27 protein-coding genes are annotated in these 24,981 nt (G+C 73.3%); 12 read left to right on the top strand and 15 right to left on the bottom strand.

Annotation, left to right across the window (positions count from 1 at the left end; all coding sequences use genetic code 11):
* The first annotated feature begins 19 nt into the window (after window positions 1-19).
* Entirely contained in the window at window positions 20-493 is a 474-nt protein-coding gene (locus tag AB4Y76_RS01205) for a nitroreductase family deazaflavin-dependent oxidoreductase (protein ID WP_441921629.1), read from the top strand.
* A gap of 4 nt (window positions 494-497) precedes the next feature.
* Here AB4Y76_RS01205 and AB4Y76_RS01200 read toward each other — a convergent pair whose 3' ends face one another.
* Complete coding sequence (locus AB4Y76_RS01200) at window positions 498-911, bottom strand: DUF4446 family protein (RefSeq protein ID WP_441921627.1); 414 nt, start codon at window positions 909-911, stop codon at window positions 498-500.
* A 72-nt stretch (window positions 912-983) separates the two neighbouring features.
* Between AB4Y76_RS01200 and AB4Y76_RS01195 the strand changes: the two genes are divergently transcribed.
* Window positions 984-1,823 carry a prephenate dehydratase gene (locus tag AB4Y76_RS01195; protein WP_441921626.1) on the top strand — a complete coding sequence of 280 codons (840 nt, stop codon included), beginning with the start codon at window positions 984-986 and terminating at the stop codon, window positions 1,821-1,823.
* A gap of 70 nt (window positions 1,824-1,893) precedes the next feature.
* Here the strand turns inward: AB4Y76_RS01195 and AB4Y76_RS01190 are convergent, their stop codons facing one another.
* Window positions 1,894-2,679: a VOC family protein gene (locus AB4Y76_RS01190; RefSeq protein WP_441921624.1), complete on the bottom strand. Its 786-nt coding sequence runs from the start codon at window positions 2,677-2,679 to the stop codon at window positions 1,894-1,896.
* Between the two features lie 117 nt (window positions 2,680-2,796).
* Between AB4Y76_RS01190 and larB the strand changes: the two genes are divergently transcribed.
* From larB to AB4Y76_RS01170, 4 genes are read left to right on the top strand one after another with little or no spacing between them, the layout of a single operon-like run.
* Window positions 2,797-3,510 carry a nickel pincer cofactor biosynthesis protein LarB gene (gene larB, locus AB4Y76_RS01185; protein ID WP_441921622.1) on the top strand — a complete coding sequence of 238 codons (714 nt, stop codon included), beginning with the start codon at window positions 2,797-2,799 and terminating at the stop codon, window positions 3,508-3,510.
* Window positions 3,507-4,697, top strand: a complete 1,191-nt coding sequence (gene larC / locus AB4Y76_RS01180) for a nickel pincer cofactor biosynthesis protein LarC (RefSeq protein ID WP_441921620.1) — start codon at window positions 3,507-3,509, stop codon at window positions 4,695-4,697. Before larB ends, larC begins: the two co-directional genes overlap by 4 nt.
* Window positions 4,698-4,741: 44 nt before the next feature.
* Complete coding sequence (locus AB4Y76_RS01175) at window positions 4,742-5,344, top strand: TMEM165/GDT1 family protein (RefSeq protein ID WP_441921618.1); 603 nt, start codon at window positions 4,742-4,744, stop codon at window positions 5,342-5,344.
* 54 nt (window positions 5,345-5,398) lie between these two features.
* Window positions 5,399-6,583 (top strand): arginine deiminase, encoded by a 1,185-nt coding sequence (locus AB4Y76_RS01170; RefSeq protein WP_441921616.1) that lies wholly within the window; start codon window positions 5,399-5,401, stop codon window positions 6,581-6,583.
* Window positions 6,584-6,799: 216 nt separating this feature from the next.
* Here AB4Y76_RS01170 and AB4Y76_RS01165 read toward each other — a convergent pair whose 3' ends face one another.
* The 3 genes from AB4Y76_RS01165 to AB4Y76_RS01155 form a co-directional block, all read right to left on the bottom strand.
* Complete coding sequence (locus AB4Y76_RS01165) at window positions 6,800-7,732, bottom strand: DUF5926 family protein (RefSeq protein WP_441921614.1); 933 nt, start codon at window positions 7,730-7,732, stop codon at window positions 6,800-6,802.
* A gap of 17 nt (window positions 7,733-7,749) precedes the next feature.
* Window positions 7,750-8,160: an ATP-binding protein gene (locus AB4Y76_RS01160; protein ID WP_441921612.1), complete on the bottom strand. Its 411-nt coding sequence runs from the start codon at window positions 8,158-8,160 to the stop codon at window positions 7,750-7,752.
* 142 nt (window positions 8,161-8,302) lie between these two features.
* Window positions 8,303-9,088 (bottom strand): glycerophosphodiester phosphodiesterase family protein, encoded by a 786-nt coding sequence (locus AB4Y76_RS01155; protein WP_441921610.1) that lies wholly within the window; start codon window positions 9,086-9,088, stop codon window positions 8,303-8,305.
* A 35-nt stretch (window positions 9,089-9,123) separates the two neighbouring features.
* Here AB4Y76_RS01155 and AB4Y76_RS01150 point away from each other — a divergent pair, with 35 nt between their 5' ends.
* A complete protein-coding gene (locus AB4Y76_RS01150; RefSeq protein WP_441921608.1) occupies window positions 9,124-10,641 on the top strand; it encodes an SDR family NAD(P)-dependent oxidoreductase in 1,518 nt (505 codons plus the stop codon).
* Here the strand turns inward: AB4Y76_RS01150 and AB4Y76_RS01145 are convergent.
* From AB4Y76_RS01145 to AB4Y76_RS01135, 3 genes are read right to left on the bottom strand one after another with little or no spacing between them, the layout of a single operon-like run.
* A complete protein-coding gene (locus AB4Y76_RS01145) occupies window positions 10,620-11,318 on the bottom strand; it encodes a DUF4304 domain-containing protein (RefSeq protein ID WP_441921606.1) in 699 nt (232 codons plus the stop codon). The genes AB4Y76_RS01150 and AB4Y76_RS01145 overlap by 22 nt on opposite strands.
* Window positions 11,315-11,905, bottom strand: a complete 591-nt coding sequence (locus tag AB4Y76_RS01140) for a 1-acyl-sn-glycerol-3-phosphate acyltransferase (RefSeq protein WP_441921604.1) — start codon at window positions 11,903-11,905, stop codon at window positions 11,315-11,317. The genes AB4Y76_RS01145 and AB4Y76_RS01140 overlap by 4 nt, the downstream gene beginning before the upstream one ends.
* A 54-nt stretch (window positions 11,906-11,959) precedes the next feature.
* Window positions 11,960-13,165: an AAA family ATPase gene (locus tag AB4Y76_RS01135; protein ID WP_441921603.1), complete on the bottom strand. Its 1,206-nt coding sequence runs from the start codon at window positions 13,163-13,165 to the stop codon at window positions 11,960-11,962.
* Between the two features lie 154 nt (window positions 13,166-13,319).
* On the opposite strand from AB4Y76_RS01135, the gene AB4Y76_RS01130 reads away from it, so the two are divergent.
* The 3 genes from AB4Y76_RS01130 to AB4Y76_RS01120 are packed head-to-tail and all read left to right on the top strand — an operon-like array spanning window position 13,320 to window position 15,911.
* Window positions 13,320-14,663: a hypothetical protein gene (locus tag AB4Y76_RS01130; RefSeq protein ID WP_441921601.1), complete on the top strand. Its 1,344-nt coding sequence runs from the start codon at window positions 13,320-13,322 to the stop codon at window positions 14,661-14,663.
* 15 nt (window positions 14,664-14,678) lie between these two features.
* Window positions 14,679-15,545 (top strand): Fpg/Nei family DNA glycosylase, encoded by an 867-nt coding sequence (locus tag AB4Y76_RS01125; RefSeq protein WP_441921599.1) that lies wholly within the window; start codon window positions 14,679-14,681, stop codon window positions 15,543-15,545.
* An 18-nt stretch (window positions 15,546-15,563) separates the two neighbouring features.
* Complete coding sequence (locus AB4Y76_RS01120; RefSeq protein WP_441921597.1) at window positions 15,564-15,911, top strand: rhodanese-like domain-containing protein; 348 nt, start codon at window positions 15,564-15,566, stop codon at window positions 15,909-15,911.
* A 19-nt stretch (window positions 15,912-15,930) separates the two neighbouring features.
* On the opposite strand, the gene AB4Y76_RS01115 is transcribed toward AB4Y76_RS01120, so the two are convergent.
* Window positions 15,931-16,398 (bottom strand): MarR family winged helix-turn-helix transcriptional regulator, encoded by a 468-nt coding sequence (locus tag AB4Y76_RS01115; RefSeq protein ID WP_441921595.1) that lies wholly within the window; start codon window positions 16,396-16,398, stop codon window positions 15,931-15,933.
* Window positions 16,399-16,443: 45 nt separating this feature from the next.
* On the opposite strand from AB4Y76_RS01115, the gene AB4Y76_RS01110 reads away from it, so the two are divergent.
* Window positions 16,444-17,202: a hypothetical protein gene (locus AB4Y76_RS01110; RefSeq protein ID WP_441921593.1), complete on the top strand. Its 759-nt coding sequence runs from the start codon at window positions 16,444-16,446 to the stop codon at window positions 17,200-17,202.
* An 85-nt stretch (window positions 17,203-17,287) separates the two neighbouring features.
* Here AB4Y76_RS01110 and aat read toward each other — a convergent pair whose 3' ends face one another.
* Window positions 17,288-17,959: a leucyl/phenylalanyl-tRNA--protein transferase gene (gene aat, locus AB4Y76_RS01105; RefSeq protein ID WP_441921591.1), complete on the bottom strand. Its 672-nt coding sequence runs from the start codon at window positions 17,957-17,959 to the stop codon at window positions 17,288-17,290.
* Window positions 17,960-18,023: 64 nt separating this feature from the next.
* Here aat and AB4Y76_RS01100 point away from each other — a divergent pair, with 64 nt between their 5' ends.
* Entirely contained in the window at window positions 18,024-18,722 is a 699-nt protein-coding gene (locus tag AB4Y76_RS01100; RefSeq protein ID WP_441921589.1) for an EcsC family protein, read from the top strand.
* Here the strand turns inward: AB4Y76_RS01100 and AB4Y76_RS01095 are convergent.
* From AB4Y76_RS01095 to AB4Y76_RS01075, 5 genes are read right to left on the bottom strand one after another with little or no spacing between them, the layout of a single operon-like run.
* Complete coding sequence (locus AB4Y76_RS01095) at window positions 18,677-19,891, bottom strand: hypothetical protein (RefSeq protein ID WP_441921587.1); 1,215 nt, start codon at window positions 19,889-19,891, stop codon at window positions 18,677-18,679. The two genes, AB4Y76_RS01100 and AB4Y76_RS01095, sit on opposite strands and share 46 nt — an antisense overlap.
* Window positions 19,891-21,090 (bottom strand): hypothetical protein, encoded by a 1,200-nt coding sequence (locus AB4Y76_RS01090; protein ID WP_441921585.1) that lies wholly within the window; start codon window positions 21,088-21,090, stop codon window positions 19,891-19,893. The genes AB4Y76_RS01095 and AB4Y76_RS01090 overlap by 1 nt, the downstream gene beginning before the upstream one ends.
* Window positions 21,087-22,160: a hypothetical protein gene (locus AB4Y76_RS01085; RefSeq protein WP_441921583.1), complete on the bottom strand. Its 1,074-nt coding sequence runs from the start codon at window positions 22,158-22,160 to the stop codon at window positions 21,087-21,089. Before AB4Y76_RS01085 ends, AB4Y76_RS01090 begins: the two co-directional genes overlap by 4 nt.
* A gap of 18 nt (window positions 22,161-22,178) precedes the next feature.
* Complete coding sequence (locus AB4Y76_RS01080; RefSeq protein WP_441921581.1) at window positions 22,179-23,093, bottom strand: hydroxymethylglutaryl-CoA lyase; 915 nt, start codon at window positions 23,091-23,093, stop codon at window positions 22,179-22,181.
* Window positions 23,086-24,975: an ATP-binding protein gene (locus AB4Y76_RS01075; protein ID WP_441921580.1), complete on the bottom strand. Its 1,890-nt coding sequence runs from the start codon at window positions 24,973-24,975 to the stop codon at window positions 23,086-23,088. The genes AB4Y76_RS01080 and AB4Y76_RS01075 overlap by 8 nt, the downstream gene beginning before the upstream one ends.
* Between the last annotated feature and the right edge of the window lie 6 nt (window positions 24,976-24,981).

Below are 24,981 nucleotides of genomic sequence, written 5' to 3'. Positions count from 1 at the left end.
CCGCCCTAGGATCCCGGGCATGGGTCTGTTCACCCCGCTCGCGATCAAGATCGGCGGCATCTCCTGGCTGCCCCGGTTCCTCCCGCAGATCACCGCGATCGACATGTTCCTGCAGCGGATCACCGGCGGCCGGTTGTCCCTGCTGCGGCTCGCCGGGCTGCCCAGCATGGTGCTGACCGTGGTCGGCCGGAAGTCCGGGCAGCCGCGCTCGACGCCGATGCTCTGCGTCCCCTACCGCCAGGGCTTCCTGGTGGCCGGGTCGAACTTCGGCGGCCCGAAAGCCCCGGCGTGGGTGCTGAACGTGCGCGCCGCCGACCGGGTCACGGTCGCGGTCGACCGGGTCACCACCGAGGCGGTGCCGCACGAGGTCGGCGGCGAGGAGCGGGACGAGGCCTGGGCGCACATGCTGCGGACCTGGCCGAACTACGCCAGGTACGCCGAGCGCACCGACCGGGTGATCCCGGTGTTCTACCTCGCCCCCGTCGCGGCTTAGCGGATCAGCCGCGGGCCTGGCCGACCGCTTCCTCCTCCTCCGGGGAGAGCGGCTGGTCGCAGCGCCAGGCGCTGATCGTCTTGGCGTAGGTCCGGGCCTCGCTGCGCCCGTGGATCGAGGTGATCACGGTGCCGTCGCCGTGGTCGTCGAGGAGCGCCAGGGACCAGGAGAGCGCGCCGCCCAGGTTGGCATCGGACCCCCTGGCGTACGCGTCGTACCGGACCACGGCGAGGTGCTGGAGCGCGGTCGCGGCCTCGGCACGCAGCGCGGCCACCTCGTGCCGCAGGCCGAGCGCGTCCTCGGGCAGGTCGGACACGTCGCCGGGCTCGGTCGCACCGGGCGCCCGGCGCTGCTGCAGCACCAGGCCGAGCGACGCGAGGGCCACCAGGAGGGCGAGGACCGAGAGCACCGTGTTCACCGAAACCACCCTAGGAGCCCGGCGCCCGGTCGCCCCGGAGGCACGCGCCGCCCGCTGTGGGAAACTCGGCCGGTGACCGCACGACGCATCGCCTACCAGGGCGAACCCGGCGCCAACTCCCACATCGTCTGCCGGCAGCAGTACCCGGACTGGGAGCCGGTGCCCTGCGCCTCCTTCGAGGACGTCTTCGCCGCGGTCGAGAACGGCGAGGCCGAGCTCGCGATGATCCCGATCGACAACTCGATCGCCGGCCGCGTCGCCGACATCCACCACTTCCTGCCCTCGTCGAACCTGCACATCATCGGTGAGCACTTCCTGCGCATCCAGTTCAGCCTGATGGCGACCCCGGGCGCCTCGCTGGAGACGATCCGGACCGTGCACAGCCACGTGCACGCGCTCGGCCAGTGCCGCCGGATCATCCGCCAGCACGACCTGACCCCGGTCATCTCCGGCGACACCGCCGGCGCGGCCCGCGAGGTGGCCGAGGCGAACGACCCGACGCAGGCGGCGATCGCGCCACCGCTCGCCGCGGAGATCTACGGTCTCGACATCCTGGCCGACGACGTCGAGGACGAGGACCACAACACCACCCGGTTCGTCGTCCTCTCCCCCGAGTACGTCGAGGCGCCGCTCGGCAACGGGCCGGTCGTCACGAGCTTCATCTTCAACGTCCGCAACCTGCCCGCCGCGCTCTACAAGGCGCTCGGCGGATTCGCGACCAACGGCGTGAACATGACCAAGCTGGAGAGCTACATGGTCGGCGGCCACTTCGCCGCCACCCAGTTCCTGGCCGAGGTGGACGGCCACCCCGAGGACCCCGGTCTGAGCAACGCCCTGGAGGAGCTGGCGTTCTTCACGACCGAGGTGAAGATCCTCGGGGTGTACCCGGCCAGCGAGTTCCGGGACAAGTGAGCGGGCGTGGACCGGGCCCTGCCTTGCTCACGCCACCTCGACAGGCCCGATGACCGCCCTCATGCAGGAATCAGCCTTCGGCTGCCGCCGCCATGATGTTGAACATGCCGCCCTGCGGGTCGGCGTACACGCCCATCCGGCCGACGCCGGGCACGTCGAAAGCCGGCGCGACCGTGGTCCCGCCGAGCTCGGTGATCCGGGCCTCGGTGGCGTCCACGTCAGCGACGTTGAAGTAGACGTTCCAGTGCGGCGGGATGCCGTCCATCTGCGGGGGCATGCTGCCGCCCACGACCTCGCCGGCGGCGTTCGTGACGGTGGTGTAGCCCTCCGTCTGCTCGCTGTCCTGGCTCCCCATCCCGAGCACCTCGGCGTAGAAGGCGAGCGCCTTCTCCGGGTCCGGGGTGACCAGCTCGTTCCAGATCGGCGTCCCCGGCTCGTTGGCGCGCTCGGTGCCGATCGAGGTGCCCGGCTGCCACAGGTTGACCCGGGCGAGGGTCGGGTCCTGGATCGCCGCCATCCGGCCGACGCCCATCACGTCGAACGGCGGCGCGTCGACCTTGCCGCCCGCGGCCTCCACCTTCGCCACCGCGGCGTCGACGTCGTCCGCGGTCAGGTAGACGCCCCAGAACGCGGGGTGGCCCTCCAGGCCGGGCATCTGGCCGCTGATCCCGCAGACCGTGTCGCCCTCCAATTGGCCCTGGCGGTAGACGCCACCGCCGGCCTCCTCGGGCAGCGGCATCTCGGCGACGTCCCAGCCGAACAGGGCGGAGTAGAACGCCGCCCCCGCCTCGGGATCGGGTGAGACGAGCTCGACGTAGCTGGGCGTGCCCTGGGTGTACTTCTCGAACTTCGGCATGGTGCTCCCTCTTCTGCGCTGGCGCATCGGTGTGTGTCGACCCCGGCTGACCTCAGGTCTACTCCGGCCCACCGACAGTGATCAAGGCATCGTCGGGCGAAGGGCTACTTTGTTCCTGTGACGGACCCCAGCGCGCCCTCGGACCCGGGATCGGACCCGGTCACGGCGGACCTCGGTTTCGCCCGCGTCGACCTGGACCGGGCCCGCCGCACCGGCGACCCGGAGGTCGTCTACGGGGCCGGCAAGACCCCCGAGCAGGTCCTCGACATCCTCGCCACGCTGCACGCCCGGCACCCGGACCGGGCCGTCCTCGCCACCCGGCTCGCCCCGGAGGCGCTCGCCCTCCTCGGCGCCGAGCTCCCGGGAGTGCGGCTGGACCCGCTGGCCCGCGCCGCCACCCTCGGTCCGCTCCCCGAGCCGCAAGGCACCGTCGCCGTGATCGCCGCCGGGACCAGCGACGGGCCCGTCGCCGCCGAGGCCACCCTCAGCGTGCAGGTCCACGGCGCGGCCGTCCGCCGGGTCGACGACGTCGGCGTGGCCGGCATCCACCGGCTGCTCGAGGCCCGGGCCGAGTTCGCCGACGCCGACTGCGTGGTCGTGGTCGCCGGGATGGAGGGTGCGTTGCCCAGCGTCGTCGGCGGGCTCGTCGGCGTACCGCTCGTGGCGGTGCCGACCAGCGTCGGGTACGGCGCCTCCTTCGACGGCCTCGCCGCCCTCCTCGGGATGCTGAACTCCTGCGCCCCCGGGGTCGTCGTGGTCAACATCGACAACGGCTACGGGGCCGGCGTGCACGCCGCCCGGGTCGCCCGCAACGCCCGGAGGCGCGGATGAGGACGGCCTGGTTCGACGCCTCCTCGGGCGCCAGCGGCGACATGGTCCTCGGCGCGCTGGTCGGGGCCGGCGTCCCGCTCGCAGTGCTGCAGAAGGCCGTGGACGCGGTCACGCCCGAGCCGGTCCAGCTCCGCGTCGAGACCGTCGACCGGCACGGGTTCGCCGCGACCCGCTGCCACGTCGAGGGCACGGACTCGACCACCGCGCGCACCTGGACGGAGATCCGCGACCTGATCACCGCGGCACCGCTCGACGAACCGGTCCGCGACCTGGCCCTCGCGATCTTCGGCCGGATCGCCGAGGCCGAGGCGACCGTCCACGGCACCGACGTCGAGACCGTGCACTTCCACGAGGTCGGCGCCCTCGACTCGATCGCCGACGTCGTCGGCGCCGCCGCCGGCCTCGCGCACCTCGGCCTGACCTGGATCGCCTGCTCGCCGATCGCGCTCGGCGGCGGGACCGTCGGCACCGAGCACGGGCGGCTCCCGGTCCCGGTCCCGGCCGTCGTCGAGCTGCTCCGCGGGATCCCGACGTACGGCGGCCCGGTCGGCCGGGAGCTGACCACCCCGACCGGTGCCGCGATCCTCGCCGCCGTCGCCGACGAGTACGGCGCCCAGCCGCCGATGGCCACCGAGGACGTCGGCCTGGGTGCGGGCGGTGCCGACCCGGCCGGCCACGCCAACGTGCTGCGGCTGCTGGTCGGCGCCGGCGTGCGGGCCGACGTGGCCGCCGGCGGCACCGGGACCCTGGTCATCGAGGCGAACGTCGACGACCTCGACCCGCGGCTGTGGCCGGAGGTGATCGCGGCGCTGCTCGCCGCGGGGGCATCGGACGTCTGGCTGGCGCCGATCCTGATGAAGAAGGGCCGGCCGGCGCACACCCTGCACGTGCTCGTCGCCGCCGACGCCGCCGCCGCGGTGCGCCGGGAGATCTTCCGGCAGACCTCGACGATCGGGATCCGCGAGCAGACCTTCGCGAAGGTCGCCCTGGACCGGTCCTTCGTCGCCGTCGAGATCGACGGCCACACGGTCGCGGTGAAGGTCGCGCACCTGGACGGCGAGCTGATGAACGTGCAGCCGGAGTTCGAGGACGTCGCCGCGACCGCCCGTGCCCTCGGCCTCCCGGTCAAGGACGTGCTCGCCCGCGCCGCCGCGCTCGCCCGGGCCGCGGCCGCCGCCGCGGGCTGACCCGCCCCGCTCCGGGGTGGGCGCCCGGCACGTAGGTTGTCCCGGTGGACCTGACCGTCGTCGCCCTGACCTTCGCCGCGATCTTCGTCGTCGAGCTGCCGGACAAGACGTTCATCGCGGCGCTGGTGCTCTCGACCCGGTACCGCGGCCTCTTCGTGTGGATCGGGGTCGGCCTCGCCTTCCTGGTCCAGACGCTGATCGCCGTGACCGTCGGCAAGGCGGTCACCTTCCTGCCGGAGAACCTGGTGCACGCGGTGGCCGGGGTGATCTTCCTGATCGGCGCCGTGGTGCTCTTCCGCGAGGCACCGAAGGCCGACGCGGAGGAGGCCGGCACCGAGGCCGAGTTCGAGGCCAAGGCGACGGACCCGAAGACCGGTCTGGCCGCCATCGGAGCCTCGTTCCTGGTGCTCTTCGCGGCCGAGTGGGGCGACCTGTCCCAGCTGCTGACGATCAGCCTGGTCGGCAAGTACGACGACCCGCTGAGCGTCTTCCTCGGCGCCTGGGGCGCGCTGCTCGCGGTCTCCGGCCTGGCCGTGATCGCCGGCCGGGTGCTGCTGCGCCACGTGAAGCTCTCGGTGATCCACTACATCGGCGGCTCGGTCTGCCTGGCACTGGCCGCGGTGACGGCGTACGAGCTGCTGGCCTGAGGCCCCCGGGCCACGTCTCCGCCCCCAGGGCCCGGTCGAAGTAGTGTGCTCGGCATGAGCCTGGGCGCGAACAGCGAGGTCGGGACACTGCGGACGGTGATGCTCCACCGTCCCGGACCCGAGCTCAAGCGACTGACCCCCCGCAACAACGACAAGCTGCTCTTCGACGGGATCCCCTGGATCGGTCGCGCGCAGGAGGAGCACGACGCCTTCGCCCAGGCGCTGCGCGACCGCGACGTCGAGGTGCTCTACCTGGTCGACCTCCTCACCGAGACGCTCGCCGACGCCGACGCGCGCGACCGCGCGATCACCGACGTGCTCGGCTCGTTGCGGCTGGGCGACACCCTGCGCGGCTACCTGGCCGGAGCCCTGGCCGACCTCGACCCGGCGGCGCTCGCCCAGGTGCTGACCGCGGGGCTGCGCAACGACGAGGTCCGCGGCGGGTTCGGCCTCGTGACGTCGCTGCTCGCGCACGACGACTTCCTCCTCGACCCGCTGCCGAACCTGCTCTTCACCCGCGACTCCAGCGTCTGGATCGGCGACCGGGTCGCGGTGACCTCGCTGGCGATGCCGGCCCGGGAGCGGGAGACCCAGCTGACCGACCTGATCTACGCGCTGCACCCGCGGTTCGCGGGCACGCGCCGGATCCACGGCGCGCACCGCGAGCACGTCGAGGGTGGCGACGTGCTGCTGCTCGGCCCCGGGGTGATCGCCGTCGGCGTCGGCGAGCGGACCACTCCCGCCGGGGTCGAGCGGCTGGCCCGGCAGGTCTTCGACGACGGCCTGGCGACGACCGTGCTGGCGGTGCCGATCGCCCAGGAGCGGGCCACGATGCACCTGGACACCGTCTGCACGATGGTCGACGTCGACAAGATCGTGATGTACCCGAACGTCGCCGACCAGCTGGTCGCGCACGCGGTCACGCAGAGCGAGCCCGGCGTCCTCGACGTCGCCCCGGCGGAGCCGTTCCTCACCGCCGCCGCGAAGGCGATGCAGATCGACACTCTGCACCAGATCGACACCGGCCTCGACCCGGTCACCGCCGAGCGCGAGCAGTGGGACGACGGCAACAACACCCTCGCCCTGGCACCCCGGGTGGCCGTCGCCTACGAGCGCAACGTCGAGACCAACGCGCGGCTCGAGGCCGCCGGCATCGAGGTCATCGCGATCGCCGGCTCCGAGCTCGGTTCGGGCCGCGGCGGGCCCCGCTGCATGAGCTGCCCGATCGACCGCGACTAGGCACCGACCGCGGTGTCCGGACGGGTGTCCGGACACCCGTCCGGACATGGAAAGGCCCGGTCGGTGTTGACGGGGGATGCAACGCCGACCGGGCTGACAACCACTCTAGAACAGGTCCATGTGATCTGTCAGGATTTCGGTCCTGGTGGTCTGGTTTGGGTTGGCCCTCCTGCAAAAAGGGACCAAAGACCCACTCCGGGACGGCCCCGGAACTGCTCAGCGGACGGTCAGCTGACGGCTCGCCAGACCCGCCCGGGAGGCGCGCTCCTCGGTGCTGAGCGGGCTGGTGTCGGCCAGGGTCTCGGTGAGCAGCGCGTCGAGCTCGGCGACCGGCCCCGCGATCGCCTCGGCGCCGGTCCCGAACGGGAACTCCCACACCGGGACGAGCACGCCGTGCGCCCGGAACATCCCGATCAGGCGGCCCCCGTCGACCAGGGTGTCCTTGCCGGCGGCGTGCAGCCGGGCGAGTGCGTCGAGCAGGGTGTCCTCGTCCTCCGGCCGGACCCAGCGGAGGAACTCGCGCTCCCCCATCGCCGTCCAGTACGCCGACCCGACACCGTCGAGGCGGACCGTCGGAGAGGCGGCCGCGTTGGCCTGCTCCAGGACCGCGGCCATCGAGCCGTCCGGGTCGTCGAGGTCCTCGGCCCAGTAGTCGAAGCCGTCGTGCACGGTGATGTCGAGATCGCCGTCGATCAGGTCCTGCAGCCGCGGGCCGTCACCCGGGTCGGCGGTCAGGCCGACCAGCGTTCCCGGCTCGGCCTCCAGGGCGAGCTCGAGCACGGCGGCCAGGTCACGGCTCGGGTCGCCGTACGCGTGCTGGACCTGGAGGCCCAGCCAGATCGTTCCGTTGTCGCGCACCAGAGCCGGCGCGGCGCCCGGCAGCAGCGTCGCGAGCTTCACGGTGCGGTCGGACCCCTTGACCTTCAGCGGCGCGGTCGCGGCCGGGACGAACTCGCGCAGGGCGATCAGGTCGGCCTCGTCGGGCAGGCCCTCGAACGGTCGCGCCGACCAGGTCGCGGGCGCGCCGGACGCGCTGCCGTGGCAGGACTTGTAGCGCCGTCCGGAGCCGCACGGGCACGGCTGGCGCGGCCCGACCTCCCCAGGGGTCGACTCGACGGAACGTGCCTTGACGCGCGACTTCTTGCCCATGGGGGAAGGCTAGGGCATCACTTTGCGGGGGATGCCGCCTGCTGCCGGCCCGGGTTCGCCAGGTCCATCCGGACGTGCACGGCGTGCAGGTAGCTGGTGCGCTCGACCCACCAGGTGCTGCTCAGCGCCTCGACGATGGCGAGGCCACGGCCGCCGAGCGCCTCGGGAGCCGCCCGCTGCACCCGCGGCGACGACGCCCCGCCACCGTCGGCCACGGTCAGCTCGAGCCGGCCGTTCTCCAGGTGCCAGCGGACCAGGACGGTGCCGTTGCGCAGCGGCGAGGCGTGCCGCACCGCGTTGCCGACCAGCTCGGTCGCGACCAGCCGCGCATCGTCGACCACGCCGTCGGGGTACCCCTGGTGCCCGAGCCACGACTCCAGCGCCAGGCGCACGTCGCCGGCGCTCTCCGCCGCGAAGGGCAGGCTCATCGACACGGGCCCCTGAAGGGGTGTGGCGATGCAGGCACTCATCCGGTGTCCTCCGGTCGGGCGAACCAGGGTCTGGACGGTTCTGCCCCGGTTGTCCTCCGCGCAAACCTCGCGGCAGACCTCGGGGTCGGGAGTCACGGGCTCAGCGCTCCAGGTAGGCGAGCGTGTCGCCCGGCCGGTCGGTGATCACCGCGGAGACGCCGAGCTCGACGCACAGGTCGACGTCGTCGGGCTCGTTGACGGTCCAGACGTGCAGCTCAGTGCCCTTCCTGCGGATCCGCCGGATCTGGTCGGGGTACTTGCGCAGCAGCTTGATCCCCGGTCCCGCGATCCAGTCGTTGTCCGCGAACGGGCGCACCCGGGCCCAGTCGCTCGGCCCGTCCATCAGGAACACCAGCCGCAGGTCGGGCGCCGACTGCCGGACCCGGCGCAACGCGATCCAGGAGAACGACATCACCCGGACCGGCGAGCCCTTCCCCGCCCAGCCGAAGTCGCCGAGGTCCTCGACGAGGCGCCGCTCCACCAGCCCGGCGTACCGGGTCGGGTGCTTGGTCTCGATCGCGAGCTCCACCGGCCGGGAGTAGTCGGCGACCGTCTCCAGCAGCCGGCGCAGCGTCAGGACCTTGCCGAGCTCCGGATCCATCTCGGGGGCTTCGTCGTCCAGGTCGGCCCACGGGTGCTTCCAGCTGGCGACGTCCAGCTGCTCCAGGTCGGAGAGCTCCATCGAGGACACCACCCGGTCGCTGTTGGCGACCCGCCGGAGGTCGCGGTCGTGCACGCACACCAGGTGGCCGTCGGCGGTCAGCCGTACGTCGCACTCCAGCGCCTCGGCGCCCTCGTCGAGCGCGGCGACGTACGCCCCGAGCGTGTGCTCGGCATTGGACGCGCTCGACCCGCGGTGCGCGACCACCTGGGGCCTGGCCTGCATGAGGTCCATTCTGCAACCGGACGTAGGATTCCTCGGTGACTCACCCAGACGACACGCCCACCGGGATCGACCCCGAGGAGCTGGCGGTCACCCTCAGGGTGCTCTCGCAGCTGCAGACGCTGCCGCCGGACCACGACGACGTGCGCACCGTGAAGCGGGCGGCGTCGTACATGTACAAGATGATCAAGAAGGCCCGCCGGGCCGAGATCCGGCAGATCCGGTTCAAGCACGACCAGGACATCATCGAGAAGACCGCGACCGGCAGCGCCCTGCGCATCGACGACGAGACCGCCGGGATCCCGCTGGTCTCCACGGCGACCGGCGCCTTCGCCGGCGAGCTGATCACGGCGCGCGGCTGCTACATCTGCAAGCAGGACTTCACCCTGGTCGACGCCTTCTACCACTGGCTCTGCCCGAGCTGTGCGGCCTTCAGCCACAGCAAGCGGGACCAGCGGACCGACCTCACCGGCAAGCGCGCGCTCCTGACCGGCGGGCGCGCCAAGATCGGGATGTACATCGCGCTGCGCCTGCTCCGCGACGGCGCGCACACCACGATCACGACGCGGTTCCCCAAGGACGCCGTCCGCCGGTTCGCGGCGATGGAGGACAGCGCGGACTGGCTGCACCGGCTCAAGGTCGTCGGCATCGACCTGCGCGACCCGACCCAGGTGATCGCGCTGACCGACGACGTCGCCGCCGCCGGTCCCCTCGACATCCTCATCAACAACGCCTGCCAGACCGTACGACGCTCGCCCGGCGCCTACTCCCAGCTCGTCGAGATGGAGGCGGCGCCGCTGCCGGACCTGTCCGGGCTTCCTTCCGGGCTCCCCGAGATGGTGACGTTCGACCGCATCTCCGAGGCGCACCCGGCGGCGATCGCCGGTGCGCTCGAGAACCTGTCGGTGGCCCACCACGAGGGCGAGTCGGCCGAGCAGGCGCTGCAGGCCCACAACGCCGCGTCCCTGACCGCGCTCGCGCTCAAGGCCGGCAACGCCTCGCTGGAGGCGCACCTGGCCGGGACCGCGGTCGACGCCGGTGGCCTGCTCCCCGACGTGCAGCAGAACAACTCCTGGACCCAGGTCGTCGACGAGGTCGACCCGCTGGAGCTGCTCGAGGTGCAGTTCTGCAACTCGATCGCGCCGTTCCTGCTGGTCTCCCGGCTGCGGCCCTCGATGCGGGCCGCCGTGCAGGCCGGCGCCCGGCGCGCGTACGTGGTGAACGTGTCCGCGATGGAGGGGCAGTTCTCACGCCGCTACAAGGGCCCCGGTCACCCGCACACCAACATGGCGAAGGCGGCGCTCAACATGATGACCCGCACCAGCGCGGGCGAGATGTTCGAGACCGACAAGATCCTGATGACCGCCGTCGACACCGGCTGGATCACCGACGAGCGGCCGCACCACGAGAAGCTGCGGATCGCCGCCGAGGGCTGGCACGCCCCGCTGGACCTGGTCGACGGCGCCGCCCGGGTCTACGACCCGATCGTGCTCGGCGAGGCGGGCGAGGACCTCTACGGCTGCTTCGTGAAGGACTACCAGCCCAGTCCCTGGTGACGCCCCGCCGCGCGGGCCCGCGCGCGGATCCACGCGGCGTACCGGGCGGCGCTGTCCTCCCGCCCGGGTGCGGCCCGGACGCGGGCGAGCTCCAGGAGCTCCTCGAGCCGGTCGCTCGGGCCGTCCTCGGAGAGCAGCACGGCCTCGGCGAACGGGAACAGTCCGCGGAAGTTCTCCGGTCTGATCATCCCGAGGTCGCCGGCGCGGAGCGTGGCCAGGAACGCGTCCCGGTCGAGGAGCCGGTCGACGAGCGGCAGGCCGTCGTACGTCAGCCGGTCGGCGACCTCCTGCGCCACCTCCTCGGCGGCAGCGGGATCCCCGGCCTGCCAGGCCCCGTCGGCTCCGGCCGGGCTCCCGGACGGGCTCCCGGACGGGCTCCCGGACGGGCTGAGGCGTTCGCGGTAGAGGCCCAGCGACTCGTTCACCTGGTGCGGCGGGCGGCCCAGCCACTCGCCCATGAAGTCGAGCCACGGGCCCGGGACGATCGCGAGCGCGACCACGCAGCGGGCGATCCCGTCGCTCGACGTGGTCTCCAGGTCGACGACGGCCCAGTCGCCGCCGGGGTTGCAGCGCCGCCAGGTGGAACCGGACTCCTCGTAGCCGGCGGCACGCAGGACCGGGCCGGCGCGGTCCTCGATCGCGTCCCGGAGCGCTGCCTCCAGCGGCGGCTCCGTCACCCGGGCAGACCGCCGTTCTCCTCGCGCAGCCGGGGCTCGGTGCGGTTCTCGGGCCGGATGCCGTGCTTGTCGGCGTAGAAGGCCCGGACGAAGTCCATGTCGGCCCTCACGTCGCCGGTCGGGTGGAAGGTCGGCCCCATCCCGAGGCTGCGGGTCGGGCCGTCGACGAAGCCCAGGGTGATCGGGAGACCGGTCTGCTGGGAGATCCGGTAGAAGCCCGGCTTCCAGTACTCGCCCTTGCCGCGGGTGCCCTCCGCCGCGATGGCCAGCAGGAAGGACTCGTGGGTCTCGGCCTCCTTCAGCAGCGCCCGGACCGCCGCCCCGGGGTTCTCCCGGTCGAGCGGGATCCCGCCGGTCCAGCGCAGCACCGGGCCGAGCGGGCCCTGGAAGTAGCTGTGCTTGATCAGCAGCTTCGGCTGCCGGCCGCTGCCCCAGGCGATCAGCATCGTGGCGACCCAGTCCCACTGCGAGGTGTGCGGCGCGCCCACCAGGATCCCGCTCGCGGGGACGTCGCCGGTGAGCTTCCACCGGGTCGCCCGGAGGACTCCTCGGGCGAACGCGCGGCGGATCTTCATCGTCTGGGCCATTCTCCGACGCTACCGGGGTCCGGACCGGCCGCGACGTGCGGTCCGACGGACCCGTCAGCCGCGGTCGCGCAGGTACCGCCCGAAGTGCGGCACGGTGAAGGCGATCCGGCCGCGCTCGCCGGAGTAGATGAGCCCCTTCTTCAGCAGGGCGTCGCGCGCCGGGGACAGCGACTGCGGCTTCTTGCCGAGGGTCGCGGCGACGTCGGCGGTCGGGACGCTGCCGACCTCGTCGACCACGTCCTCGTGCAGCTCCGCGGCGGCGTCGGCCATCGCCCGCAGGTACTCGCGCTCGCCGGGGGTGGCCCGTTCGTAGCGGCTCCCGAAGAAGCCGACCGCCAGCTCGGCCTCGGCCTCGGGCGCGCCGACGGCCACGTCCGCCGCGGTGATCGGGCTGCGCGGAGCGACGTCCCAGACGGCCTTGCCGTAGGCCTGGATGAAGTAGGGGTAGCCGCCAGTGGCGTCGTACAGGGCGGCCAGCGCTCCGTCCTCGAAGGCGGCGTCCTCCTCGGTCGCCGGGGCCGACAGCGCCCGGTCCGCCTCCTCCCGGCTGAGCCGGTCGATCCGCTGGTAGCGGAAGAGCCGCTCGGAGTAGGACTTGCTGGCCGAGAGGACCGCCGGCAGGTGCGGGAGTCCCGCGCCGACGACGATCACCGGCAGACCGGACTGGCTGAGCTCGTGGCAGGCGGCGCACAGCGCGGAGACGTCGGCCGGCCCGAGGTCCTGCATCTCGTCGATGAAGACCGCGATCCCCTTGCCGACGTCGGCCGCGAGCCCGCCGACGTCGGTGAGGAGCTCGACCAGGTCGATCTCGACGTCGCCGGAGTCGGCGCGCCCCTTCGCCGCGGCGACCTCGATGCCGGGGTTCCAGACGTCGCGCAGCCTGGTGCCCGGCGCGGCGTCGCGCTGGACGAACGCCTTGATGACCGCGAGCACGGACTCGACCTGGTCGGCCTCGGGGTGGCCGAGCTCGCGGACGGCCTGGTGCAGCGCGCTCGCCAGCGGACGGCGCAGACTCTGGTCGGGGCGGGCCTCGAGCTTGCCGGTCCCCCAGCCCTTGCGGACCGCGGCCGAGCGGAGCGCGTTGAGGAGCACGGTCTTGCCGACGCCGCGCAGCCCGGTGAGGACCAGCGAGCGTTCGGGGCGGCCCTTCGCGACCCGTTCGAGCACGACGTCGAAGGCAGCCAGCTGGACGTCGCGGCCGGCGAGCTCGGGGGGTCGCTGCCCTGCGCCGGGCGCGTACGGGTTCCGGATCGGGTCCATGATCGGACGATATCCGGGTCTCTAGGAGTTTCCTTAGATTTGTTTAGCGAGTCCTCGACGGGGGAAGTGTCCACACTTCGACTACCGGGAACGGGCTCCGAGCGGGCCCGTAGAGTGACCTGGTCGTGCCGGCGGCCGGGAACTGGGGACCACGATGACTTTCACGCTCGCTCCTGACGAGCAGACAGATGCGGAGCTGCTGCACCGCGTGGGAACGGGCGACCCCGCGGCGGCGGCCCGCCTCTGGGTGCGGCTCTGGCCCGAGGCGCTCGAAGCGGCCCGCGGCCTGGTGGACCCGGCCGAGGTGCCCGGACTCGCGGCCGAGGCCCTCGTCGGTACCCTCGCCGCCGTCGCGCTCGGCACCGGTCCCACCGACGAGGCGACCGGCTTCGTGGTCGCCGCCGTGCACGAGCTCGGCGAGGACGACCTCGGCGGGTCGCACTTCCCCGTCGCCGACCACCCCGACGTCTTCCCCTCCCGCACCTTCGGCGAGGTCTTCGGCACGCTCCCGGACGAGGACCAGCAGCTGCTCCGGGCCGACGGAAGCGCGGCCGCGGCCGGCCCGGCGCTCGGTCGCCTGCAGGAGTCCTACCTTCGCCGGCACGCCGCTGGCGCCGAGACGCCGGACTGCGTGGACACGCACGCGTTCCTCGGCGCGGCCACCGCCGCCGCGCCCGATGACCCGGCTCCGGAGATCCCGCACCGCACCTGGGTCCACCTGAGCGAGTGCGCCGTCTGCACCGAGGCGTTCCACGAGCTGGCGCACAGCCCGGTCGCCCTGGTCGCGCTGCTGGGGACTGCTTCGGCTCCGGCTGCGATTCCGGTGGTTGCGGCGGGCGTCGGTTTCCCCTCTCCCCTTGGGGTTCCGACCGAACAGCCCGATGCATCGGGCTGGAACGACGGGAACGGGCTGGAAGCAGAGACCAGCGGACAGCCGATTCCGCTCGAGGACGACGAGCAGGAGGCCGTCGTACCCGTGGTCGTGCCGGCACGCCGGCGGGCCGAGCGCCGCTGGCGACGGCCGCTGGTCGCGCTGCTCGCCGCCGCCATCGTGGTCAGCGTCGTCGGCGTCGCGGTCGGGGTCTCGCGCCAGGACGACGAGCAGCCCGCAGCGAGTGCGGCCCCTGAGGCGATCCCGACCGACACCGACCCGGCTGCGGACGCCGTGGCCGAGCCCGCCGACCCGGCCAGCCCGCCGACCGAGACGCCGACACCGACCCCGGCGCCGACCCAGGTGCCGACGCTGGTCAACACCCCGACCGCCACCGCCGTGGCGACGGCGGCCGCGGCCGCCACGACGGAGCCGGTGACCGCACCCAAGCCCGCGTCGAAGCCGACCCGCAAGGCGACGGCCAAGCCGACCAGCCCCGCGGCACCGAAGCCGACGTCGTCCAGCTCACCTTCGGCGCCGGCCACCACCGCGCCGGCGAGCCCCGCCCCGACCCCGTCGCCGACCAAGACCTGCAACGCGCTCCAGAAGCTGTTCGGCTGCCGCTGACGCTACGGTGACCTCATGCCCGAGCTGCCCGAGGTGGAAGCACTCGCCCGCGACCTGGCCGGGCGGCTCGACGGCCGGGCCGTCGTACGCGTCGACATCGCGAACTTCTCCTGCCTGAAGACCTTCGACCCGCCGGTCACCGCACTCGCCGGCGGGATGGTCGACGGCGTCAGCCGGCACGGCAAGTTCCTCGACATCGACGTCTCCGGCACCCATCTCGTGCTGCACCTGGCCCTGGCCGGCTGGGTCCGGTGGAAGGACGAGGTGCCGAAGCTGCCCGCCCGGCCGAACAGCAAGTCCCCGCTCGCGGCCCGGATCGTGCTCGACGACGGCAGCGGGCTCGACATCACCGAGGCCGGCACCCGCAAGAGCCTCGCCCTGTACGTCGTCCGCGATCCGCAGGACGTCGAGGGGATCGCCCGGCTCGGACCCGACCCACTCTCCGCGGACTTCACCGTGGACGTGCTCCGCGGGATCCTCGAGGAGGCCGGTCGCGCCCAGATCAAGGGGGTGCTGCGCTACCAGAGCAACATCGCCGGGATCGGGAACGCGTACTCCGACGAGATCCTGCACGCCGCGAAGATGTCTCCGTTCAAGCCGGCCAACAGCCTGACCGAGGACGAGCTCGAGCTGCTGCACGCGACGATCCGCGACGAGCTGGGCGCCGCACTGGCCCGCGCCGACGGCCTGGCGGCGAGCGAGCTCAAGGGCGAGAAGAAGTCGAACATGCGCGTGCACGGGCGCACCGGCGAGAAGTGCCCGGTGTGCGGCGACGTCGTACGCGAGGTGTCGTTCGCGGACCGAAGCCTGCAGTACTGCGCGACCTGCCAGACCGGCGGCAAGCCGCTCGCGGACCGGCGGATGTCGAAGCTGTTGAAGTAGCCACCTACTCTTGATGCCGTGAACGGCATTCCCACGGTCAGCATCGATCAGGTCCCCCACCCGCTTCCCGAGGGCCTGACGGTGCTCGACGTCCGCGAGCCCGTCGAGTGGGCGCACGGCCGGATCGACGGCGCGCTGCACATCCCGCTGATGGAGCTGGTCGAACGCGTCGGCGAGGTTCCCGCCGACAGCCAGGTGCTCGTGGTCTGCAAGGTCGGCGGCCGGTCCGCCCAGGCGACCGGCTACCTCGTCCAGTCCGGCTACCAGGCGGTCAACCTGGACGGCGGGATGCTCGACTGGTCCGCCGCCGGTCGGCCCATGGTCACCGACCCGCAGGTCAACCCCGGCGAGCCGTTCGTCTTCTGACGCGCGCGGTGGGTTTCGGCTAGGGGGCCCGGTAGCCCGGGTGTCCCGAGGCCGCGATCCCGTGCTCGGCGGCGATCTTGCCGAGCAGCTCGACGAGCGTGCCGCGCTCGGCGGCGGTCAGGCCCGCCGTGACCGCTCGGTCGTGCTCCGCGGCGATCTGCCGCACCTCCGCGAGACGCTCGGTCGCTTCCGGCGCCAGGTGCAGCTCGTGCAACCGCCGGTCGGTAGGGCTCCGACGGCGCTCGACGAGGCCGCGGTCCGCCAGCTCGTCGAGCAGTTTCACCACCCGGCTCGGCACCGCCCCGATCGCTGCGGCGAGCTCCTGCTGGCTGATCCCGGGCCGGAACGCGAGCACCCGGAGGATCCCGACGTGCGGCGGGGTGAGGTCGAGCGGCGCGAGCCGGCGCGCGAACTCCGCGGCGACGTGCGCCCCGACCTGGGAGAGCAGCAGCGCCGCGCCGCTGGGCCGTCCGGGAGGTCTGGTCACGGACCGAGTTTCGCACAATCGCTCTGGCGTGTAATAGTTCAGAGCATGAACGATTTGGTGCGCCGCCGGATGACCGATCCCGTCGCCCGGGCCTGCCTGCTGCTCGCCGCCCTCCTGGTCGTCTCCGGGCTGGTGCACCTCGGGGTGTTCTTCCTCGACGACCGGCCCTGGCACGGCCCGGTCTCCTGGCGCAAGCCGTTCACGTTCGGGCTCTCCTTCGGCGTCACCCTGGCGACGGTCGTCTGGGTGACGTCGTACCTGCGGATGCCGGAACGGACCCGTCGGGTGCTGCTCGTGGTCTTCGCCGTCGACTGCCTCGTCGAGGTCGGCGGCATCACCCTTCAGGCCTGGCGGGACGTCCCCTCCCACCTGAACACCTCGACGCCGACGAACACCGCCGTCGCGATGACCCTCGCCGTCGGCGGCGGTGTACTCGTCGTCGTGCTCGGCTGGTTCGCGGTCGTCGCCCTCCGCGGCCACGTCGACGGACCGCCGAGCATGGTGCTGGCCCAGCGCGCCGGCTGGCTGCTGCTGCTCGCCGGCCTGGCGTCGGGCGCGGCGATGATCGCGCGCGGCTCGATCGCCCGCGCCCAGGGCGACACCGCCGCCACGATGTACCGGGTCACCGGCTTCCTCAAGGACTTCCACGGCGCCACGCTGCACGGAGTCCTGGTGCTGCCCGCCCTCGCCTGGCTCCTCGGCCGCACCCGTCTCGACGAGCCCACCCGGGCCCGCGTGGTCGCCGTCGCCGCGGTGGTCTACGTGGCCGTCGCGGTCGGCGTACTGATCGTGGACGTGGCCTGAGGCCCGCGCTTCCAGCCTGATGCCGGCCGAACAGCCTGTTGCATCGGGCTGTCGGGTCGGATTCCCAAGGGAAGAGGGGAAACCGTCACCGCCACACCGGCGGCAGCGGGACCTCCAGAGCGCGGGCGACACGGGCCAGGTACGCGGCGCGGGGGATCTCGACGACACCGAGGGAGGCGAGGTGCGGGGTGACCCACTGGGTGTCGAGGACGCGGAGGTCGGCGTGCTCGTCGCGGAGGAGGTCGACCAGGGCGACGAGGGCGACCTTCGAGGCATCGGGCGCGCGGGAGAACATCGACTCACCGGCGAAGAGGCCCCCGACCGCGACGCCGTACAGGCCGCCGACGAGCTCGCCGTCGGCCCACGCCTCGACCGAGTGCGCCCAGCCGAGCCGGTGCAGGCGCTCGTACGCCGCCGCTACCGGGGCGTCGATCCAGGCGCCGTCGCGGGACGGGTCGGCGCACCGGTCCACGACGTCGGCGAAGGCGGTGTCGACCCGGACCTCGTAGCGGCGCAACGACCGGCGCAACGAGCGCGAGACGACCAGGCCGTCGAGCGGGAGCACGCCGCGCGCCGCCGGCGACCACCAACCGATCTCGCCGGCACCGAGCTCGGGGACCGGCATCGGGAAGAGCCCGCCCCGGTACGCCGCCAGCAGGGTGGCCGGGTCCAGGTCGCCGCCGACCGCGATCAGGTCCGGGTCGCGCCGCCGCGGGGTCGGCAGCGCCCACGGCGTGGGTCCGGGGTCGATCGGCACGGGTCCATCATCGCGGGTCGGCGACACGGGCCCGACCTAGGACAGCCCGCCTAGGCTGTGCGACATGAGCTTCACCAAGCGGGTCGGTGCCAGCGTCGGCGCCAGCATGGCCCCCAAGGTCACCCAGGTCGCGCCGAACATCACGGCTGCCTTCGTGCACCAGTCCCTGACGATGGCGATCAGCGGCGTCGGGCCGCTGCCGAGCGCCGCGGCCGCGGCCGACAAGCAGCAGGCCGAGAAGCCCGGGGACGTGAAGCACGGCATCCACGACGTCATCGAGAACCACGTCCGGTACGCCGGCGTGCAGGGCTTCCTGACCAACCTCGGCGGCCTGGTCACCATGGCCGTCACCGTGCCCGCGAACATCGCCGGCCTCGCGCTCATCCAGTGCCGGATGGTCGCCGGGATCCTGCACCTGCGCGGCTACGACCTCGACGACCCGCGCACCCGGGACGCGATCCTCGCCTGCCTGCTCGGCGAGGAGAAGGTGATGCACCTGATCAAGCGGCACGAGATCCCGGGCACCCCGATGGAGATCGCCACCAACCTCACCCACGACCCGAACCTCGACAACCTCCTGGCCAACGAGGTCGCCGCCGAGCTGATCGCCCGCGCCGCCGGCAAGCGGCTGGTCACCGCCACCGGGCGCCGGATCCCGATCGTCGGCGGCATGGTCGGCGCCGGGACCGACGCCTTCGTCACCTGGAAGATCGGCCGCTACGTCGACCGCGAGTTCCTGCCCCGCCCGCGCAAGCGGCGGTAGGCGGCGAGCCCCTTCGCCGCGACGCGGCTGGTCCGGGCCTTCGCCACCAGCGCCCGCCGGACCCGGTACGCCGGAGTCAGGTAGGCGCGTCCGAGCTCGGCGTGCAGGTCCGCGATCTCGCGGTGCAGGGTCTCCTCGTGGTCGCGCAGCCGGGCCGCCTCGACGGTCATCGCGGTCAGCGCCTTCACCGCGGCCTCGGCGAACACCTCGGCCCGGGGGTGGTCGGGGTCGACGAACGGCAGCGCCGGCCGCGGCAGCAGGTCGTCGAGGTCGCCGACGACGTCGTAGCCGCGCAGGGCCAGCTCGGTGACCCAGGTCCGGCTGAGCTCGCCGGCCCACTCCCAGACGTCCGGCGGCACCGACAGCCGCGGCGAGATCCGGTCCTTCGAGAGGTTCTGGTGCACGAGGTTCTCGCGCACCAGCGGCCGGTAGTTGTGGTTGTGCACCAGGTCGACGAGCTCGTCGTTGAGCCGGCGCAGCAGGGCGGCCTCGGCGACGCCGAGGGAGGCGTTGGTGCGGGAGTCGTCGAGGGCGAACTCGTGCGGGTCCAGCCCGATCACCCCGGCGAAGCGCTCCCAGAGCAGCTCGTGCGGGGCACCGGCCGGCGGCACCGTGACCAGGTGGACACGCTCGCGCGGCAGCTCCGAGCCCCACCGGTCGAGCACGTCCGGGACCTCCTGGACGCCCCAGAACCAGCGCGCCACCACGGCTTCGCGGGCCGGGTCGCGCAGCTGCTCCAGGAAGGTCGCGTAGGGGGTCGTCCGGCGGTGCTTGATGTTCTCCTGCCACTCCGCCGGGATCTGCCGGACGAGGTCGCGCGCCGAGAGCACGACGTGCACCTCGGTCCCCGGACCGTCGACCGAGGCGACCGCGCGGGCGACCTGGGCGCGGGAGGCGGTGGCGAGGATCTCGTGGCTGATGATCGCGGTGCCGTCCCACTCGCGGACCTGGCCGGCCAGCCGGTCCCAGGCGCCGACGGCCTCGCGCTCGATCCCGCCCCAGGGCAGCTGCAGGAGGTCGAGGGCGGCGAGGAAGTGCGCGTCGAACCGGTCCGCGGCGTACAGGATGCCGCGGTCGCGGAGCGTGTCGCGCTCGGTGAAGAGCAGGTCCTGGACGAACGACGTGCCGGTCTTCGGCGCGCCCACGTGCAGGATCACCTTCCGCGCCATCAGGCCGTCCCTCCGCTCGCTCGTTGCCACAGCTCCGCGACGAGACCGAGAGCGAGCTCGAGCACGTCGGCGGGGTCGACCGAAGCCGGTCGCTCACGATCCGTGGTCGGGACCAGCAGGTCCGGATCGCCGTGCACAGCGTAGTCACCGGCACGCAGCTGTCCGGCCATCCGGCGCGCGGTCGCGGCCGCCCACGGGCGCAGCCCCGGCGGTCCGCCGAGGCCGGCGGCGTACGGGTCGGCGAAGGTCACGGCTGCCCGGGCGCTCGCCCACGGGCCCGCGACCACCCGGCGACGGCCCTCCTCGCCGGCGGCGAGGACGAGCAGCGGGTTGAGGACGCGGAGCAGGTCGGTGCCGGTGACGTCGGCGCGCGCGGGCGCCCCGAGCTTCGTACCGGGCTCCGTACCGGGCTCCGTACCGAGCTTCGTACCCAGGACGGCACCGACCCCGGCGAGCACCGCGGCCGGGTCGGCCCCGAGCACCACGTGCACCCGGTCGGCGCCGAACTGGTCGGCCAGCCGGCCGGCGATCTCGGGCAGCCGCAGGGCCGGCGGGACCCGGTCGTGGGTGGCGGCGGTGCGCCACATCCGGTGCCAGCGCATCCCGGCGCCGGCGCGGACCCGGGCCGCCCAGCGCTCGGCCATCAGGTCGTCGAGCGGCCCGCCGAGGACCAGGTACGTCGGCCGCAGGCCGCCCTCGCGCCAACCCGCCCCGACCAGCGCGTCCCGGACCGCGGCCGCGGCACCGGGGGCTCCCAGGACCACGAACCCGCGCCGCCGCCAGCGGCCGCCCCGGGACGGACGCGTGGCCGCCGCCGGCGGAGCGTCGACGAGCAGCCGGACCAGTACGGCGGCCGCGGCGCGCACCAGCTCGTCGGCGGGGAGCAGCTCGGGTTCGACGGCCGGCGTCCCGAAGGCGGGCTCGTCGGCCCACGGGAGCGGGGTGTCCACCAGACCGCGACCCGGGCTGGCGGTGCCGAGCACCAGGTCGGCCAGGTCGGCGAACCGCGGCAGGTCCGGCGCACGCAGCGCGAGCCGACGGACGACCTCCAGCTGCGCGGACCCCGGCAGCGGACCGGGGGGCGGCGGGCCGGGGGCGGGATCGCCGGCCCGGAACTCGGCCCACGTCGCGGTCCCGCCCACGCGCAGGTCAGCGGCCCAGGCACCGACCTGGGCGACGTACTCGGCGGGGCGGCTCACCCGCCCAGCAACCTGCGGGCCAGGCGGCGCACGCGCGACGGGTCACCGGGCGCGGACTGGGCGATCACCGCGGCCAGCGACTCCAGTGCGGCCTCGGCGACGAGGTCCGCGGGCGGCTGGTCCGGGTGGACCCAGGTGTGGTCGGGTCCGAAGTGCTCCGGCTCGAGGTCGTCGAGGCTGCCGACCACGTCGACGCCGGCCCCTTCGATCCACTCCCGCCACTCCGCGGTGACCCGGTCGACGAAGGCCCAGCGGACCTGCGGGATCACCACCGGGATCTTGTCGGCGCGCTCGCCCAGGGTGTCGCGGACGACGACGTCCCGGACCAGGTCGATGTACAGCTCGCGCGGGACCTCGCGGCCGACGAGCAGCTTGTTGAGCCGGCGCACCACGTTGGCCTCGACGACACCCAGCGAGGCGTTGAAGCGGGTGCTCTCCTCGTAGGCGCCGTCCGGGTCGAGCCCGACGACGCCGGCGAACCGCCGCCACAGCGCGTCGGGCGTGCTGCCCGGCGGCGGCACCGTGACGACGTGGATCCGCTCGGGCGGCAGCCCGTTACCCCACCGGGTCAGGATGTCCGGGAGGCTCTGCACCCGCCAGAACCAGATCCGCGGGCGGTTGCGGCGGCTGGAGGTGATCTCCCGCATGAAGCCGTGGAAGCTGCGGCGGCCGCGGTGCTTGATGCCCTCCTGCCACTCCGCCGGGATCTGGCGGGCCAGGTCGCGGGCGGTGAGCACGACGTGCACTTCGTCGCCGGCGAAGGCCGCCATCGCCTTGCGGACCTGCGCGGGTTTCGCCGCGGCGAGGATCTCGTGGCTGACCAGGACGTCGCCCGGAGCCTTCCGCGCCTCCGCCACCAGGGCTGCCCACTGGCCGCGGGCGACCTCGCGCTGACCGGCCCAGCGCTCCTCGATCAGGTCGAGCGCCGCCTCGAAGTGGTCGCCCGTCCGGGTCTGCACGTAGGTCAGTCCTTGGCGCGCGATCAGGTCACGGTTGAGGGCCAACCGGTCCTGGAGGTAGGTGGTGCCGCTCTTCGGTGTCCCGATGTGCAGGAAGACGCGGCGAGCCATGCGGGCATTCTGCCGCACCTACGACGTACGGCGGCCCTGCAGGGCGGTCACCACCCGCGACGGGCTCGGCCGCCCGAGGATGCCGGCCATCCAGGTGCTCGTCTCCACGAGGGCGTCCAGGTCGACCCCGGTCTCGACGCCGAGGCCGCGGAACATCCAGACGAGGTCCTCGGTGGCGAGGTTGCCGGTGGCGCTCTCGGCGTACGGGCAGCCGCCGAGTCCGCCGGCGCTGGCGTCGAAGGTGCGGATGCCGTGCTGCCAGGCGGCGTACGCGTTGGCGAGCGCCTGACCGTAGGTGTCGTGGAAGTGCACGGCCAGCACCTCGTCGGGCAGGCCCGCCGCGTTGAAGGCGTCGAGGAGCCGGCCGACCTGGCCGGTGGTGCCGACGCCGATCGTGTCGCCCAGGGAGAGCTGGCTGGCGCCGAGGTCGAACAGCCGCTTGCCGACGCCGACCACCTGGTCGACCGGGACGTCGCCCTCCCACGGGTCGCCGAAGCACATGCTCACGTACGCACGGACGTCCATGCCGGCCGCGCGCGCCCGCGTCACGGTGGGCTCGAACATCGCGAACTGCTCGTCGAGGCTGCGGTTGAGGTTCCGTTGCGCGAACGTCTCGGTGGCGCTGCCGAAGATGGCGATGTGCTCGCAGCCGAGCTCGATCGCCCGGTCCAGGCCGCGCTCGTTGGGGACCAGGACCGGGTGCCGCCGGCCGTCGGCGCCGAGCAGCTCCATCAGCTCGGCGGCGTCGGCGAGCTGGGGCACCCACTTCGGGTGCACGAACGACGTCGCCTCGACGACCGGGAGGCCGGCGTCGACCAGGCGGCCGATGAAGGCGGCCTTCGCCTCGACCGGGACGACGCCCTTCTCGTTCTGCAGGCCGTCGCGCGGCCCGACCTCGTAGATCGTGACCTCGGGGACCGGACGCTCAGCCATCGTGCGGCTCCACGGTGAACAGGACCTGCTTGAGCTGCACCAGGTCACCCGCGCCGGCGCCGACCAGGCGCACGGTGCCGGCGAACGGCGCCTTGAGCGCGACCTCCATCTTCATCGCCTCCAGCACTCCGAGTCGTTGGCCCTCCTCGACAGCGTCCCCCTCGGCGACGTCCACCGCCAGGACGGTTCCCGGCATCGGCGCGAGCAGCGAGCCGTCGCCCGCCTCCGGTCCGTGGTCCGCGAACGGGTCCGGTCGCTCGAAGACGAACCGCTGACCCCGGTGCACCGCTTCGAGGACGTCGGGCTGCACGTTGACCACGGTCTGCTCGCGGTGGCCGTCGATGCTCAGCACCAGCACGTGGTTCTCCGCGGAGATCTCGCGGACGTCCTGGTCGTCGACCCGGCCGCGGACCCGGTCGACCCGGACCGACTGGTCGAGCTGGATCAGGTACGGCGCCGGGTCGCCGGCCGAGCGCCAGCCGTCCGGCTGGAACGGGCGCTTCGGGCCGAGCGAGGCGAGCATGGCGCTGATCCAGGCGACCCCGGTGCGGGCGACGTCGGGCTCGGGAGCGGCGACGGTGTTGCGGTCCAGCCACGCCGTGTCGATGGTCGCGTCCCGGAACGCGTCACCGGCGACGAGGGCACGGAGGAACCCGACGTTGGTGGTGAGACCGAGGATCGCGGTGTCGTCCAGCGCTGCGACCAGCGCCTGCCGGGCGGTCTCGCGGTCAGCGGCGCGGACGATCACCTTGCCGAGCATCGGGTCGTAGGAGGTGCTGACCACCTGGCCCGGGAAGAGCGCGTGGTCCGCCCGGGCGTGCTCGCTCCAGCGCACGATGCTCGTCGTGCCCGCCTGCGGCAGGAAGCCGCCGAAGCTGTCTTCGGCGTAGACGCGCGCCTCGATCGCGTGGCCGTCGATCGCGACCTCGTCCTGCGCGAACGGCAGCGGCAGCCCGGCCGCGACCGCCAGCTGGAGCGCGACCAGGTCGGGGCGCTCGCCGCGGACCGAGACGGCCATCTCCGTGACCGGGTGCTCGACCTGGAGCCGGGTGTTCATCTCCAGGAAGTAGGCCTCGCCCGTCGCGTTGTCGAGCAGGAACTCGACGGTGCCGGCGTTCTCGTAGCCGACGGCGGCGGCCAGCGCCACGGCGGCGCCGGTGACGGCCGCCCGGATCTCCGGGGTGATCGTCGGGGCCGGGGCTTCCTCCAGCACCTTCTGGTGGCGGCGCTGCGTGGAGCAGTCGCGCTCGAAGAGGTGCACGACGTTGCCGTGGGAGTCGGCGAGCACCTGGACCTCGATGTGCCGGCCGGACTCGACGTACTTCTCGATCAGCAGGGTGTCGTCGCCGAAGGCGTTCGCCGCCTCGCGCGCGGCCGCCTCGACCGCCTCCGCGTACTCCCCGGCGGAGCGCACGATCCGCATGCCCTTGCCGCCACCACCGGCGGCGGCCTTGACCAGCACCGGGTAGGCGAGCTCGCCGGCCGGGGTCTCCAGGGACCACGACGGCACCACGGGCACGCCGGCCGCGACCGCGACCTCACGGGCGGCGTCCTTGCGGCCCATCCGGTCCATCACGTCGGCCGAGGGCCCGACCAGGGTGAGCCCCGCCTCCTCGACGGCGCGGGCGAACTCGGCGCGCTCGGACAGGAAGCCGTAGCCGGGGTGGATCGCCTGCGCGCCGGTCTCCTCGGCGGCGGCGACCACGGCCGCGATGTCCAGGTAGCTGGGCACCTCGACGGTGACGTCGGCCGCCCGGACGTGCGGCGCGTCGGCGTCGAGGGCGGTGTGGATGGCCACGGTGCGGATGCCGAGCGCACGCGCGGTCCGGAAGACGCGCAGCGCGATCTCGCCGCGGTTGGCGACCAGGAGGGTGCCGATCATCGAGGT

Source organism: Marmoricola sp. RAF53 (genome assembly GCF_052114005.1).
Classification (GTDB): domain Bacteria; phylum Actinomycetota; class Actinomycetes; order Propionibacteriales; family Nocardioidaceae; genus Marmoricola.
The sequence above is the reverse complement of the archived record's forward strand: the minus strand, read 5'-3'. Positions and strand labels throughout refer to the sequence as shown.